Origin of the sequence: Legionella gratiana (assembly GCF_001467695.1) — a bacterium.
In the GTDB taxonomy this organism is placed as follows: domain Bacteria; phylum Pseudomonadota; class Gammaproteobacteria; order Legionellales; family Legionellaceae; genus Legionella; species Legionella gratiana.
This window is the reverse complement of the sequence record NZ_LNYE01000023.1, coordinates 211,906-227,581: the sequence shown is the minus strand read 5'-3', so window position 1 is coordinate 227,581 and position 15,676 is coordinate 211,906. Positions and strand designations below refer to the sequence as shown.

Below are 15,676 nucleotides of genomic sequence, written 5' to 3'. Positions count from 1 at the left end.
AAACTAAATATACAATATACGCTGTTTTTAAAGCCTAAAGAGAAAATCGCATGAAAATTTTATACATACCTTTCCATGAAGAAAACGATTTGGTCCTTTCTGCGATTAATTGGAAAAAAAGGCTTAGCAATGAAAACCTACTTATCATCCAACATGGTCAACCAATTGATTATAAGGTGATTGAAAATAGCGGAGATACAATTACCATCTATGTACTCGCACATGGAATGGACAGCTCTCTTGAGCCCTTTCATTTAGCGAGTAAGGCTAATATTACCAGCACCACAACTAAGCTTGATATTAAAGAAATTGCTGAACGATTCAATTCCGATTTTGTATGTATACATCATAAAATAGTGAGCATTAAGCTTTATTTCTGTAACAATCAAGGAAATCAAAAATCGATTGCCGAACGATTCAATCAAAATTTGACATTATTTACTTCTTCTATTGATTATTATGCAGGTACCCTATTTGCTCCAATGAATGATAAAATAAAATACTCTCTTTTTGATGGTACATGGTATAAAGCAGCCCAAGTTCGTACCACTTTATATCCCCAAATAGCCTCTATGGATTCCGATGTTAGGCTTACTGTTAAGGAACGGTCCCTACTTAAATTTTTAGAAGATGCGAAACAAAAACGCTTTAATACTATGATCCAAAGACAACATAAAGCACGGCAAGAAAGGATCATGAAAAATAGAGCAGAATATACCGAAAAATGCAGATTATCTATGGAAGAAATCCCTGATAAACACTCAAATCACCACTCTTATTATTCAGGATAAAGAAGCAAAAAGTCCTAATAAGTTACTTAAAAAGCAAAAAAAAGACGACTTTTATAAAAATTGTTTACTTTTTTTTCTTTTTCTTAATATTACCTTAATAAATTTTATTTACTATTCCACAAAAGTTTGAATAGAGGTATTTATAATGCAAGAAAAGACAGAAAATAATTCAGGTAATCCAGGGTTTTCTCCCACACCTTATTTTTTAGCTAATTTAGGAGTTAAGACAGCAGCAATCTCTTTTTCTGTCTCTGCTCTTACACAACCATTTCAAGCGCTGCTCACCCAACTTCAGATGAATTCACTTAGTGGAGTTAGTGCAGGATTTTACCGCAGTATGTATCGTGGTTTTATACCTTACGCAATTGCTGGCCAAAAAAGAGGTGCTGTATCGGTAACAGCAAAGCAAGCAAATAAAGAAGTAATTGAAGAAGAGGAAATGGAAATACCTGGTCGTCAGCGCTTTTTAGGAACATTTCTTTTTTCTCAGGCTGATCTACTTATAAGCAATGCTTTAGGTGGAAAATCAAAATTAGAATATGCGGGTATTATTACTAACACAAATTTCAAATGGTCTTTTGCAAATTATTGGAAATTAACTAGCGTTAATTGGGGATCACGTTCTTTTGCAGGATTTGTTAATTTTGCTGCCTTAGGCTTTGTGGGCGATTATATTAGTTCATTTTATAAATTCAATAATGATTTTTATAATAAGTTAGCAGGTGGCTCTACTGCGGGTGTAATCGCAACAATATTCACAACCATTCCTAACTCTTATGCTGACCGAAAAGTTCTGGCATCAACAATTGAAAATGGTCGCTTATTGACTGTATCACCTTTCACAATGTTTAGCCAGGTGAAATCTCATGTCAAATCGGTTGGTATTAAAGAAGCCTTAGGCCATTTTGTGAAGTTTAATTTTCTAAAAGAAGTCGCCGTACGCAGCCCTATGTCTGCTTTAACCTTTGGAATTATTTTCGGTTTGGATGAATTAATGGGGCCTGAACCATTAAAGAAAATTTGGCCTAAAGTAGAAGAAATTGACACTGCACCTACAGAAAAAGGTCCATCAAGAAAAATGTAATCAAATAAAACAAGGATGTTGTTTGAACTCTTTATGAATAATACATCCCATCTTTTCCTTTTAACTCCATCTAAATAGCGTTCGTTCTAAATAAAAGCAGTTCGATATAAAAAATCACTTTATTTTTTATATCGAACCGACGTTAACTATTAATATTTTTAATTGAATAGGGCGGCTATAGATTGCATTCTTTCAAATTTCATTTAGAATCAATGATTGATATTTAATAGGATTTGTTAATTATTAAACAGGAAGGCTATATATGATGTCATTTTTTATAAAAAGTAGTGGTAATGTACTGAAAACCGCAGCAAAAACATCATTAATTGACACAGCCAGAGGCATGTCAGGAGTAGGAATAGTACTTAGTGGTTATTATATTTACAACAGAACGGCTTCTTTATTAAATCAATATAGTTTATTTAAAAATCGCTCTAATAAGTTAGATATACAAGAGGTTCTTGAAAAGGATACATACATTAGTAAGTCTTCATTTTCAGATTAATAATAGTTTGTTTACGGCAGGCTAAGTTGCGCAACTATCTTGATCTGAGATAGTTGGGGCAAATGAGTTTTCGATTTCCATTGAGTGTGAATACGTCATTCCCACCCAGGACTATCAATTAACAGTTTTTGGTGTAGGTTGATCAATACACTAATGCGCCCTTATTAATTTCATTGATAGGCTGTATAGGGATCGAACCTATGACCAAGAGATTAAGAGTTATATGGAATTAATAAACAGTAATAAATTACAATAAATAAAGATAATTAAATCATATGGTTAATTATTTTTTTCATTGGTATATTCTGTAATTTATTGCTCTGAGTGTGCCATCAGTCTAAGGTATCCCCTCATAATTTAGTGAAGTCGGAAAGAGTAAAGATATTTTAAAATAAAAGTTGGCGTACACAGCTATTCATGATCAAATCTATTTTTGCGAAATAAAATATTGAGAAGAATACTATGTACGCGAAGCAATTTTTACACGAAATGCTATCCCCTGTCATTTATGATCATATAAACTTGCATTAGCAATACTTTTTTTGTTTAAGTTTTCATAAACTTCATTAATTTCATCTTCTTTTAAAAGTTGAACATCAAGAGGACTTAGCTCGCTGTTACCCGACATTACTAGTTCATCAGCCCCTAAGCATAAGCTGAATCTTCTACACATCTTGTCTATCGCAAATAAAACATGATCATATTTCTTTTGCAGAAGGAGACGGTATTGAGAGCATCGTCACCCTCTGCGTAAGCAGGGGGTCTCGTAAGCGTATGACTGCAAGGTGAAGTTTAGAGCAAAGATTGGTTACTTTTAGACCTTCCGCTTTTGCGGAAGGCGACGGTATTGAGAAGTCCGTCACCCTCTGCGCAAGCAACTGTCTCTTGATGAGATAGGATCAAGAGACAGAAGCATAAGAGGGTACCCGCACTTTTACATATACCATCAATTACGATAGAGAATGTTCCTTTATCCTTATCTTCATTTTCAAGCCCCTGTTTTACGTGTTTTATAGGCTTGTTGAAAACAACGTGAAATTATATATGCAGCATCGGGATCTCCGCCAGCAGTAGTCAATAACAAGCTTATGTTCTTTCTTAATTTCCTATCACGACACGTATCTATAATATAATCTGTTTGATCCCTTGAAATTTTCCCAAAATAACATGTAATATCAGCATCCTTCTCTGTAGCATAAACATCAATCATTTGTTGAACACTATTGCTCATCTTAGAAATTCCTTTTCATTTTATTTTTCAAATTATAGCAGGTGTCAGTATCTTGTTGGATAGAGAAATTATAGTAGCGATTATCATTGTAAAGCATTGGCATATGGTATTTTAATATGTCCCAAGAGTGTCCCATATGATTATTCGAGGTTACCAACATAATTTATTGATTTTATTGATAGGCCGTATAGGGATCGAACCTATGACCAAGAGATTAAGAGTCTCCTGCTCTACCAGCTGAGCTAACGGCCCATATTTAAGTAAACAACGAGTACATGTCCATAACAATTTTAATAATAACTTATTACGATGAGTTTTGTCATCTTCAAAACTAAAAAATCCTATGAAATTAACGTGAGTTCGACATAAAAAGGCATATACATGCCTTTTATATCGCTAATCGAACGTTAAGTTATAACCAATCTATTCTTTGCGCTGTCCTGGTATTGAGGAGTTTGCCCACGACAAACTACCACTTCATTAGGTACTAAGTTTTTTATGAAAATAATTGGTATAGATAACCTTGTTTTAATAAAAATGCTATGATAATCAAGAGTAGGATTATAATCTCAATAAAATATCCCAGATCAGGGTATAAATTTTACAGACTTAATTTTTCCAAACCAATATATTACTGCTTAGTTGGTTATTAGACCCTCCGCTTTCGCGAAGGGTGGCGCGCTTATAAAGCGTATTCACTTTAGTATTAAAATCAATTTAAACGTCACTTAGACACTCGTTTATCTTTAATGCTCTTGTTCCAAATTTTTCCTTATAAGCCAAGAAAATCACACCTGTAAAGCCTAGAGCTAATGTTATTGGAATAACGCCAACTCCGTAAATAAAAGCATTTGCATCACGAATTCCCCCATGGGCATTAATAACAAGACCAATGACTGTATGAAAGCCATAGCCAAAAATCATGATAATCATATTAGCAATAGCAGTAGTTAAACCAGCAAGATTATCTGGAACATAAGTAGATACTTTATAAATAGCCAAAATCTGATAAGCACAACACATCCCTACTATTATAAAACATACTGTTATACTTGATACGGTTAACATACCAGCAACAAGAGCCACAAAAACCAAGCACATTGTTATTCCTGCGGTAATGATTGTCCCTAGATAATATCCCGTTTTTTCTGCAATCAAGCTTAATATAGGAGAACCAAAGCACATGCCTATGAAAATCATTGAAGGCAAATAATTGGCTACCGAAGGATCTAAACCATATACATGCTTTAAAAAACCAGAACCCCATACATCCGAAAAACCTTCTAAAGGTCCAAGCATTAAGCCCGAAAAAAAACAAAGCAGCATGACTTTTTTATTAGAAAAGACTGTTTTCACGTTAGCAAAGACTGAAGCATGGTAAGCTGGTTTTTCTTCTGGAACAATAAAATACGTAATGCATGCAAGTATTAATCCTAGAACAATGAAAATTTCAACAACCACTTTATAACCCAAGGTATGAGTGAGATAACTTACAGGTCCACCTCCATAAACAGCTCCAATAAGCCCAATCATGACTGAAAAGCTCAGCATGCGTGAAAAATATTGTTCTTTAAATGACATTCTTATTATTTTAAATGTACCCAAAATTGCAGCAGAAGACCCTATGCCAATCAAGGCTCTACCTATAAGAGGATAGATCCAATTATCCGCAAAAATAAGCGGCAACAAACCAATAACAGGAAGCAAAATACATACAGTCATCACTCTTTTGGGTCCAAATCGATCAAGCATGATGCCTATAGGTAAATGCATTAAAGAGTAGCCTAAATAATAGATGCCAGAAAATTGCCCAAATACCGTCGCATCAATGTGGAATTGAGATGTAATATCATCCATCATAATATTGGGCATCACCCTTAAAACATATTGATACGCGTAAAAAATCGATGCAATAACCCAAACAAACCAGGCAACAACTCGTGAAGTAGACATAATATCCTCATAATATTTTATGTTCATGATGCATAAATTACCATCACAAGCATATTTTAATTCAAATCTCTTGAAATTAAATTGCAAAATTATGTTTAAAATTCTTGATGTATGAATTTTTATTTCAAATAAATACTTTTTGTTGAAATAATATTCTATAATGTTACTTATTTATATTATTTTTTACTGACCATGGATCGTACTGACAAAAAAATACTCGATATTCTTCAATCAAATTGCCAAATTAACAATCAGGAATTGGCAGACCTGGTTGCCTTGTCTCCTTCTCCCTGTCTTCGTAGAGTTAAGCTCCTTGAAGACCATGGCTATATTAAAAAAAAAGTAGCTCTTCTGGATCCCGAAAAAATAGGATTAAAATTATCAGTGATTGTTTTGGTTGGATTAGACAACCACCAACCTACAGTAATGAGCCACTTCGAAGATGCGATTCGCTTTCTTCCTGAGGTGATTCAATGTCATATGATTACTGGGCAATCCGCAGATTATTTATTAAAAGTGATGGTACCCGATCTGAATGCATACCAAGCATTCTTATTAGATAAACTAACCCGCATCAATGGTGTATCAAGTGTCCAATCAAGTTTTATATTAAGAACTATTTGCGAAACAACGTCACTACCCCTGGATCATCTTGATTAAATGTCTCTATAAAAATGAACTCAGGATGCACAAAATTTCAATAAATATGGTTTTCATCACCAATAATAAATTACAATACCCAAAATACCGCACAAATAATGATAATTCATGCTAAAAAGGATTTTCATCTTCATATTATTGGTTGAAATAGTGTCAAGCTGCCATAAAAATGTTGAGCAAAAAATCCCTGCACCACCCAAAAAATTTCCTTCCAGTACAAAAGTATATACGCCAGTAAACAACTTGCCATATACTGCTTGGTGGCAGCAATTTCATGATTTAGAATTGACTCAATTAATTGAAACTGGCTTAAAAAATAATATGGATATTCATATTGCCATAGGAAACGTACAACAAGCTCAAGGAGAATTACAACAAGTCAAGCTAAGCTGGATCCCAACCTTAAAATTATTTGCCGGTTACTCCACTAACCCTGCCTTAGGTGTTCCAGGCGCATTTTATGGAGCATGGCCCTACTATGTTTTAAATATCATGCAACTGTACACCCAGCAAAAACAGGCTACTTATAATGTACAAGTGTATCAAGCTGCTGTTGATGGAGTACGCTTGGCCTTAATTGGTCAAATTGCATCCGCTTACTTCACTTTAATCGCTCAATTAGAGCAATTAAGATTACTGCAACAACTTGACGAAGATTTAAAATCTTTGATTGCATTGAGTCAACAAGATATCAAGATTGGTTTAGTTGATGAAATTAATTTAGCCCAGCTCCAGTCCGATGAACAATTGATTGCAGCACAGATGAAACCCATTTTACATAATATTGTATTTAGCGAGAATGCGCTTCGTTTTTTAATTAATGAAACGCCGGGGAGAATAAAGAATAAAAATAATTTTGCAGCATTAGATTTTACCCGTTTTAAACCGGGCAGCTTACCCGCCACAGTATTAAATAATCGACCGGACATGAAAATAGCAGAATATGCGTTAAAAGCATCACGTATAAAAATCTCAGTTGCCTACAGTAATTTTTTTCCAGCCTTACAATTAGATGACTTCATTGGTGAAGTAAGTCTGCCTCAAAGTTCTTTTGCACAAGCAGCAGATGCTTATGTAAATTGGACAATAACACCAAGTATTCTAGGCAATGTAGCTGCAAGCAAAGGCGCTTATCACGCAAAAGTTGCTGAATTTAATAAAACCGTAAAACGAATTTTAAAAGAAGTAGATACTGATTATTCGGCAAATAAACGGATGAATGAACAGTTTACAGCTTATTTACATGCGGAAGAAGATTATCGTCGTAAATATAAATTACAACAAGGATTGTTACAAACAGGATTAATTTCTTATAAAGATTTATTACAAAGTAAGATATATTTGGATAACTTAGCACTTTCAACCAATCAAGCCAAATTAGAGCTTGCAATGTCGTTAGTTGCCTTATATCAGGATTTAGCTGGGGGTTATGCATATCAGCCTAAAAAATTGCATGCAGAACAATGATAGTGGGCTTAGGACTCCTCATTTTTTGAGGAGCAGAACAATTTAAACTAATTTGTTTTTATGATAAATTTTATTCGGTTTCGTGAAAAAATTAAGAAAGGTTATACTCGTTTAAAACGAGCAATTACCTTAGTTAATACCATTATTTTTATAGGTATTTTAACAACCATTATTTATATTTTCTCTTATTTATTTCCTTTCACTGATAATGCTTTTGTGGTCAACAATGTACGGCCAGTTGCCGCACTTACTAGTGGTTATATTACTGATCTTTATGTCCAAAATGGTGATGTTGTCAAAAAGGGGCAAAAACTTTTTACCGTGTTTCAAAAACCTTATATCTATGCAGTGGAACAACTCACTGCTGATTTAGCCAGTGCTCAAGCACAATTAGCAGTACTAAAAACAACTTATGAACGCGATCTTAAGCTCAGTGAAAACGAACAAAGAAATTACATTAAACTCGATCAGGATGATCAAAAATACCGTAAAGGTTATAAAATAAAATCGGTGTCCTTAATGACGCTACAAAATTCACAACAAGAAACACAAGCAGCAAAGGACAAATGGCAAGCTGCTTTAAAACAATTAGAAATTGATACAAATCAAATAAAAGCACAAGATAACGAAATTAAATCCATTTATGCACGATTAAAAAATGCGCGAGTCAATTTAGAGTTGACGAATGTTTATGCCCAAGGAAATGGAATTATTCAAAATTTATTTTTCACTATTGGAACCCCAGTGAATATCAATCAACCACTTTTTTCTTTGGTAGATACTGACCATATTTTCATACAGGCAAATTTTAATGAAACAGATTTACGTGATGTACGTAAAGGATCAAAAGTTTTAATATTTCCTAGAATGTATCTGAGTAGAAAAATATTTCACGGAGTAGTTGAATCCGATTATTGGTCGGCAAATCGACAATTAGTAGACAATCGAACACAATTACAAAATGTTATTAATGAAAATCAATGGATTTTATTACCGCAACGACTCCCAGTCATTATCCGAATAACCGATCCTGATCCTCATTATCCACTTCGTGTTGGAACCAGTGCGTATGTCTATATCAAAGTTTAAACAATGGCTTGATGAAGTTGATCCCTATGCGCTTCAACGCATCACGCTCTATAAATGTCTTTTTATAGCAACTGTAGAAGTATATGTTTATTGGATATTTCAACCGGTCAGCTTTATTGGTTTTTTTATGCCATTTCTTTTAGTATCACTTTATGAAGCACCTGTACTCCCCACTTTTAAAGAAAAAGAACAACTTCTGATTTTTATTACCATAGGGGTAATTCTAATTAGTGTCACTTTCTATCTTGTATATCCTTTTCGTGTGATTTTTTTCTTCTTTTCAGTTTTTGCTCTTTCAGTCACTTATTTTTTCGTATTAAAGTATTTTTACACCCTAAAAAATTTAACGATGTTACTTATTTCATCAGGTGCTCTCGTTTTAAGTGTCGAACCCCCTGCTAATCTTGAAGTCGCGTATGGCTTTATTTCATCCATTGCATTATCAATGACTTTTGTATTCATTTGTTTAAGAATTTTTCCGAATATGTATTTTATTGTCTGGAACAGAGCCTTACAAAAATTCATCCAATATCTTGAAAAAGACATTGATCTCACCATACATAAAAACGATAAGAAACCGACTTGGGAAGAAATTACACATTTAGGGATAGCTCGAAATTATACAAAAATGCTCCCGAAGAAGTATATGATGTCTGCCTATCGTCTCTCAGTGAACGTTCGCAATATTCAACATTCTTTAGATAATCTTTACTATGAGACAATGAATGAAGCATTTTGGTATGGAATTAAACATAACTTGCTCTGGCTTAGGTTTCAAATGCACACTTACTCACCATGCGGCATCCCTAAACTTCCTAGAGAACCCAAAACAAAATTACAACATCATGTTGCCCATTGTTTAGAACAGTCTTTTAGCAGCTGGAATAAATTATGCTTACTCAAAATACATTAAAAAGAAAGCTTGATTACGCACGATTTGTTCACTTGGCAATCATGTTTATGGTTGCCATGTTAATTTATTTGTTTTCGAACATTCCTCATAAGTGGTGGGTTTTGCTCACTGTCATCGTCATTAGCGCCGGAATTGAGCCTGGATTAATTGTTAAAAGAGCCATTTTCCGCATCGGCGGCACCTTTGCTGCTTTATTGATTTTAATTCCACTACTTTATTTAACTCAGTTTAATTATCGATTAATTCCCTTTATATTCATCGTAGCGATCATTGGATTTTCTGTTTCATCAATTAATACCAATCGTTATGACATCAGTGTTTTTTTTATTACGCTCATTGTGTTCTTTTTATTAGCCCAAACTACTGAAATGAATTCTCCTGAGGGTCCTTTTGTGATGATGTTAAATCGGGGCATATGTACTTTGCTGGGTGTTTCTATAGTTTTAATTGGCGATTATTTTTTATTTCAAACCTATCATTATTCACAAAAGCTTTATTTATTTCATCAGATGATGGTTTACAATTTTTTTAATGATGTAGTACAGCAAATCACTAAAACCGGTTCTCAACGAATTAACTCTTCTATTTTTGTCGCAAAATTACGTACTCAAGTTATAAAAACCTGCTCACCTATAGCCGTTAGTTCGCAAAATTTAAAATTGGAAGCAAAAGCAAGTCCACAAACTATAGAGCGAATTGATGCCTTTCAAGAAACAATTTGGGAAATACGTAGAGTACTTTTTGCATTATGTGTCTCTGAGTTTGTGTTACATTCTCCAACAACTACTCAGAAACATTTACAACGATTTAATATCTTAATGAATAAAGCAAAAAGTAATTTTATTATACCTGAAGAATAAAATAATTTAGTGTCAGTTAATTGGAGTATCCATGAACTTTTTGGAGTATGGGGACTTACTGTTCTTTCTCGTGTAAAACACAATATTTAGAAGAGAATATTGCTATTTTATCGTTTTAAGTATATTACTTTAATATCATTATGCTTGCGAGATAAGCAATGTTTTTCAACCCTCTTGATAATCGAAATCTTTATAATATTTATGATTTTAATATGCGTTTACTGCAGCCCTATTCCGATTATTGTGAAACTCTGGCAAAACGTTTTCGTAGAATTTCCGATAATATTAATTTGCCTTATAGAATTCCTTATGTCTCTGACGATGCGCAAAACTCTTTTCGTAAACTCTTAGAAACGACATCAAGTCATTATCGTAGAGTGTCTGGCTATGCTTATATTTTTCATATGATTACTAATGTATACGACAAACCTAAATTTGATATTAATCAAGTCAAAATTGACGATGAATATTATGATATTCAAGAAGAGATTATTGATAAACAAAGCTTTTGTAACCTAATTCGCTTCAAAAAGAATTACGCAGAGCATTTAAATTTACCCAAAATGCTCGTAGTCGCCCCTATGTCAGGGCATTATGCTACTTTACTACGTGATACAGTTATAAACTTATTACCTTTATATGATATATACATTACCGATTGGAAAAATGCTCGGGATGTCCCCTTAATTGAAGGTTCGTTTGATTTAGATGATTACATTGAATATATGATTTCCTATTTTAATTTGTTAGGACCTAATTTAAATGTAATGGCTGTTTGTCAACCCACGGTTCCTGTTTTAGCAGCAGTTGCATTAATGTCTACTAATCATTCAGCTAACTTACCACGAACTGCAATATTGCTCGGTGGTCCAATTGATACCAGTCAATCCCCTACTTCAGTAAATGAATTAGCTGCATCTCGAGGAGATGATTGGTTTCAGCAAAATGTTATATCCATCGTTCCTTCTCGTTTTCCAGGAGCAATGCGCCTAGTATATCCTGGATTCATGCAGCTTGCCGGTTTTATGAGTATGAATTTACAACGACATGTGGAGTCGTTACAAAGAGCAGTTGATAGATATGCGGAGAATCAAAAAGAAGCCGCATTTAAAATAATCAAATTTTATCTTGAGTATTTTTCAACCATGGATTTGACCGCTGAATTTTACATGCAAACCATTAATACCGTCTTTCAAGAAAAATTATTAACAACTGGTCGCTATAAATCACGGGGGCATAACGTACGCTTACAAGACATACATAAAACAGCCATCTTGGCTATTGAAGGCGAACGGGATGACATAACAGGCGTAGGACAAACAAAATCCGTAATCAGTTTATGCAAAAACTTACCTGATTCTATGAAAAAGTATTTTCTTGCTGAGGAAGTTGGTCATTATGGATTATTCAATGGCAAAAAATTCCGCAATATCATCATTCCTGAAATTCATCAATTTACTCAAAAATACGCTGAATAATCAGGGAACCTTTGCTCGGAAAAAGTAATTTATTCGCTTCAACCGAGCAACCCTTCTCGAGACTCATGCACTCGTCATACATTTTATAAGCTTTCTGTATTTATATGGTCTTTAATGATAAATTTTACGCATTTTACCATTTTTTATGCTACTTAAGATTTTTTTAAGACTCATCGTGTATTATTCGCCCACCTTTAACTATTCTTATAAATTACATGCTGTCTAAATATATATCAGAAAGCTTTGCTATTAAAACCATATTCAACCTTGGATCAACTAAAAAAGAAGAAACAATAGGTATTGTTCCTTCTACTAATCCATTAGTGCATGAGAAAAACTCTAATAATGTGGTATCAGTAGATAATCCAACACTTTCTCCTGAGCATTTGGCTCCAATCGGACCCGAAAGTACCAATACATGGAACAAAAAAAAACTTATTTTAAGTGAAAAAACTCGATTTAAATACAATGTAGCAACGTGTACTGCAGTCAATATTAATGACCATGGAGCAAAATTATTAACCGATGCTTATCATAAAATTCATGGTTTACCTGGATTCGTACATCGCTTTTTACATGGCCGACCCTCTTTGGAAAGAGCTTTATTTGTTCAAGCACCAGAAATGTATCCAATTTTTGATACACCTTGTGACGAATCAAAGACCATATTAATGACTAACCCTGCTTATCTGGATACCAAGAAATTTTTATCTGATTGTAAAGTATCCACTAATTATGCATTAAAACAATTAAAAAACTCTGAGAATGGTTTGGCTTTAGTGACCTGGTATATCCATCCTGAAGCATTGCCTCCAAAGTTTCGATCCAAAAAATGTGCGAACAAGATTCTTGCATCCTATAGGCATGAATTAATGCAGCAAGCTGAACTAACTTGTAACAGCATAACTGGGAAACAACCGTTTGACTATTATCGATATGGGAAAGATATGACACCCTTGCAATTGCACGGAAGTTTTTCAAAATTACCACGGACTATGAGTCAGGAATCAATTACCGAGCTAGAATCAAAAAGTGACCATAATTATTTAGCCTGCTTATTTGATTTAGATCATAATAAAGAAAAATCATTGATTTATTTAAAATCACTTAGAGCAAGTATTTTAGCCAATCTTGAAACAGTATATGGTGTTACTCCAGAAGATAAAATAAAAATATATCTCCACATGCCTTATTTGGAAGCCACTACAACGTTGCATGTCCATATTCGAGTAAACCAAGCCGATCATGGTCTTGAAGATGCTAAAAGCTTCGGACTCAATGAAATTATCACTACCTTAGAAGAAGGTGGTTCCGTAACTGACATGATTCTTGATCGCGGAACAATTTACTGTTCAGAGTATCCTCTCGGTGAAAATATAGAAGGAGTAAACGTAAAAACAGTACCCAATCTCAAACGAGATTGGAACGATATCTTCCATTTATTAGAAGCCGATAAAATCACTGTTCATTATTTACTGCATGCACTTCAAAATAATGGCGTAAAAAACCGAATGCAACTGCTTGATATCGAGCAAATTGGAAAATTATTAAAAATTATTGACGAAAGTGATGAGTTTCCAATTATTGAGAAATTGATTGACCTAATCAAAAAACTGGAAATCAATCCAGAATTAAGAAAACTTGGATGGTCACTGGAAACAGGTACATGTGAGGAACAAGAAGTTCATAACATTATTACCCAGAAACAAGTTACTAATGGAACTGTCCCTACCCATAGGAATTTATAATTTTATTTATAGTAAAGAGTTTCTGTACGGCTTGCAGAAACTCTTTATTAAAACTGTATTTCTCATCCTAACTCTATTGCATCTCAATGCTATAACAAGTTATTTTCCTAGGGATCATTGTAATGTTTCAATAAACTCTCGAACAATTTGAACAAATTTTTGTGGGGTTTCTAATTGTGGTAAATGACCGCATCCAACAAAGCAATAATAACGTGCTCCGCGAATATGATCGGCAAGATATTTGGAGTCCCGTTCACTAATAATTATATCTTGATCAGCAGTCAATACTAAAACAGGTACGTTAATTTGTCCTACCCAACTTCGTGAGTCAAATTGTTGGAGCGCAGCGTATTGTCCTTCATAACCCTTAATCGTAAATGGAAAAGGATTATCTAGACCAATTTGGATAAGTTGCTCAAGGACTCCAGGTCTAGAAAGAAATTGATATGAAAAACACCAACTACAGGAAGCCTTAAGCAGTGATCTAAAAGGTACATCGGCTTTCATAAACTCAAGTTGTGCCTCAAGATAAATGTGAAAAGCGGTTTGTATTTTTGCAGCAGAATTACCAATGACCGCAGATTTAACAAGAGTAGGATAACGATACACCAATGATTGCACTATAAATCCCCCCATCGAACTCCCTACAAAATGAGCTCTTTGGATATTAAGTGCCGAACATAAACCCGCTACATCATTGGCCATTTGATCAATGCTATAGGAACCATCAGGAATATCTGTCTGGCCAATACCACGATTATCCAACAGAATCACTTGATACTTTTCTTTAAAGTACTCGATAATTGCAGCCCAAGCTGTGTGATCGGCACTGAATCCAGCAATAAAAACAATAGGCTCTCCTTGGCCATGCATCTCATAGTACATGGAAATATCATTCACTTTAATACGGGGCATAATATTCCTTAACAATCTATTGACTCTGAAAAAATATACCATCTTCTCAAGTGAAGCTAAAGTCATAAGAGAAGATGGAAAAAGTGATCTACAAATACTTCGGAATTGTAAAACGCCTAGGAGAACTAATGAAACAATAAAGATTATGCTATTCTTATTTTAAGGATAAGTTTTTAGAATTTTCTACACATGCGCTATAAAGTTTCTGAACAATTTGCTCGCGGCGAAGAAAAAGCAATTGCTGAATTTAAAGAATTAAATGATGCCAAAATTTTTATTGCTCAAAAACAAGAAGATACTCGAATAGAGAAGCAAAAAATTATTTTTAGACTTTATGATGATTTTGATTTATTGCATGAATTTAATGAAGATAATATATCTGTTTCCTATGCAAAATATGCTGACGGTAATGGAGAGCTCAACATCATCAAATTTCCTTTTCACGTCATGATAAAAGCACAACATGCTACAGATAAAAAATGTATTGCAAACTTTAATCATAGAATTAATGCTAATTTGTTCGTTATTAGCAAATGTAACCTTGATGATTTGCTTAACGAAAATGATCTTTTTTTCATTTTTAAAGACCAAAATCTAATTGATACCTTAAATAAAATCATCTGTACTCATCGAAAAACTGAATCCTCTCGTATGCAAAGAACAGAGAAAGGAGCAAAATTTCATCCTACACCATTACCAACACGGCCAATACCAACAGGAGGGCCTAGCGATTGTTGGATTGAGGAAAATAATGAACATGAATAATACCGAATGAATTATGTCGTTGCTTGACTCAAGCTCAAAAGACACATTCTTTCTAATTTTACGTCAGCCCATCTCAGTACCCTGTTATTATAACACTTTAATTCCTATACATTTTGTTCTTTGCATATTGATAAGAGCCTCATAAGCTTATTTCATGACCTGAACTTTAAAAAAAGTTTTGCACTATACTATATATATGATGATAAATCGGAGGTAG

15 protein-coding genes and 1 tRNA gene are annotated in these 15,676 nt (G+C 33.9%); 11 read left to right on the top strand and 5 right to left on the bottom strand.

Annotation, left to right across the window (positions count from 1 at the left end; genetic code table 11):
* Window positions 1-50: 50 nt before the first annotated feature.
* The 3 genes from Lgra_RS11890 to Lgra_RS11880 all read left to right on the top strand — a co-directional run bounded on the left by Lgra_RS11890 (window position 51) and on the right by Lgra_RS11880 (window position 2,380).
* Window positions 51-791 carry a BAR domain-containing protein gene (locus Lgra_RS11890; RefSeq protein WP_058499489.1) on the top strand — a complete coding sequence of 247 codons (741 nt, stop codon included), beginning with the start codon at window positions 51-53 and terminating at the stop codon, window positions 789-791.
* Window positions 792-936: 145 nt separating this feature from the next.
* Complete coding sequence (locus Lgra_RS11885; RefSeq protein WP_058499488.1) at window positions 937-1,875, top strand: hypothetical protein; 939 nt, start codon at window positions 937-939, stop codon at window positions 1,873-1,875.
* Between the two features lie 262 nt (window positions 1,876-2,137).
* A complete protein-coding gene (locus Lgra_RS11880; protein ID WP_058499487.1) occupies window positions 2,138-2,380 on the top strand; it encodes a hypothetical protein in 243 nt (80 codons plus the stop codon).
* Window positions 2,381-2,882: 502 nt separating this feature from the next.
* Here Lgra_RS11880 and Lgra_RS18485 read toward each other — a convergent pair.
* From Lgra_RS18485 to Lgra_RS11865, 4 genes are all read right to left on the bottom strand, one after another.
* Entirely contained in the window at window positions 2,883-3,008 is a 126-nt protein-coding gene (locus Lgra_RS18485; protein WP_274519570.1) for a hypothetical protein, read from the bottom strand.
* A gap of 360 nt (window positions 3,009-3,368) precedes the next feature.
* Window positions 3,369-3,611, bottom strand: coding sequence for a hypothetical protein (locus Lgra_RS11875; RefSeq protein WP_058499486.1), 243 nt, complete (start codon window positions 3,609-3,611; stop codon window positions 3,369-3,371).
* 179 nt (window positions 3,612-3,790) lie between these two features.
* A tRNA-Lys gene (locus Lgra_RS11870) sits at window positions 3,791-3,863 on the bottom strand.
* Window positions 3,864-4,328: 465 nt separating this feature from the next.
* Complete coding sequence (locus Lgra_RS11865) at window positions 4,329-5,564, bottom strand: MFS transporter (RefSeq protein WP_058499485.1); 1,236 nt, start codon at window positions 5,562-5,564, stop codon at window positions 4,329-4,331.
* Between the two features lie 192 nt (window positions 5,565-5,756).
* Between Lgra_RS11865 and Lgra_RS11860 the strand changes: the two genes are divergently transcribed.
* The 7 genes from Lgra_RS11860 to Lgra_RS11830 all read left to right on the top strand — a co-directional run bounded on the left by Lgra_RS11860 (window position 5,757) and on the right by Lgra_RS11830 (window position 13,779).
* Window positions 5,757-6,224, top strand: a complete 468-nt coding sequence (locus Lgra_RS11860; RefSeq protein WP_058499484.1) for an Lrp/AsnC family transcriptional regulator — start codon at window positions 5,757-5,759, stop codon at window positions 6,222-6,224.
* A 108-nt stretch (window positions 6,225-6,332) separates the two neighbouring features.
* Window positions 6,333-7,691: a TolC family protein gene (locus Lgra_RS11855; RefSeq protein WP_058499483.1), complete on the top strand. Its 1,359-nt coding sequence runs from the start codon at window positions 6,333-6,335 to the stop codon at window positions 7,689-7,691.
* A 60-nt stretch (window positions 7,692-7,751) separates the two neighbouring features.
* Window positions 7,752-8,780 carry an HlyD family secretion protein gene (locus tag Lgra_RS11850; RefSeq protein ID WP_058499482.1) on the top strand — a complete coding sequence of 343 codons (1,029 nt, stop codon included), beginning with the start codon at window positions 7,752-7,754 and terminating at the stop codon, window positions 8,778-8,780.
* Entirely contained in the window at window positions 8,761-9,693 is a 933-nt protein-coding gene (locus Lgra_RS11845) for a hypothetical protein (protein WP_058499481.1), read from the top strand. The genes Lgra_RS11850 and Lgra_RS11845 overlap by 20 nt, the downstream gene beginning before the upstream one ends.
* Window positions 9,672-10,553, top strand: coding sequence for an FUSC family protein (locus tag Lgra_RS11840; protein WP_058499480.1), 882 nt, complete (start codon window positions 9,672-9,674; stop codon window positions 10,551-10,553). Before Lgra_RS11845 ends, Lgra_RS11840 begins: the two co-directional genes overlap by 22 nt.
* Before the next feature lie 158 nt (window positions 10,554-10,711).
* Window positions 10,712-12,031, top strand: coding sequence for a polyhydroxyalkanoate depolymerase (phaZ, locus tag Lgra_RS11835; protein WP_058499479.1), 1,320 nt, complete (start codon window positions 10,712-10,714; stop codon window positions 12,029-12,031).
* 215 nt (window positions 12,032-12,246) lie between these two features.
* Window positions 12,247-13,779: a hypothetical protein gene (locus tag Lgra_RS11830; protein WP_058499478.1), complete on the top strand. Its 1,533-nt coding sequence runs from the start codon at window positions 12,247-12,249 to the stop codon at window positions 13,777-13,779.
* A gap of 114 nt (window positions 13,780-13,893) precedes the next feature.
* Here the strand turns inward: Lgra_RS11830 and Lgra_RS11825 are convergent, their stop codons facing one another.
* Window positions 13,894-14,694: an alpha/beta fold hydrolase gene (locus Lgra_RS11825; RefSeq protein ID WP_058499477.1), complete on the bottom strand. Its 801-nt coding sequence runs from the start codon at window positions 14,692-14,694 to the stop codon at window positions 13,894-13,896.
* Between the two features lie 189 nt (window positions 14,695-14,883).
* On the opposite strand from Lgra_RS11825, the gene Lgra_RS11820 reads away from it, so the two are divergent.
* Window positions 14,884-15,459 (top strand): hypothetical protein, encoded by a 576-nt coding sequence (locus Lgra_RS11820; protein WP_058499476.1) that lies wholly within the window; start codon window positions 14,884-14,886, stop codon window positions 15,457-15,459.
* Window positions 15,460-15,676 lie beyond the last annotated feature (217 nt).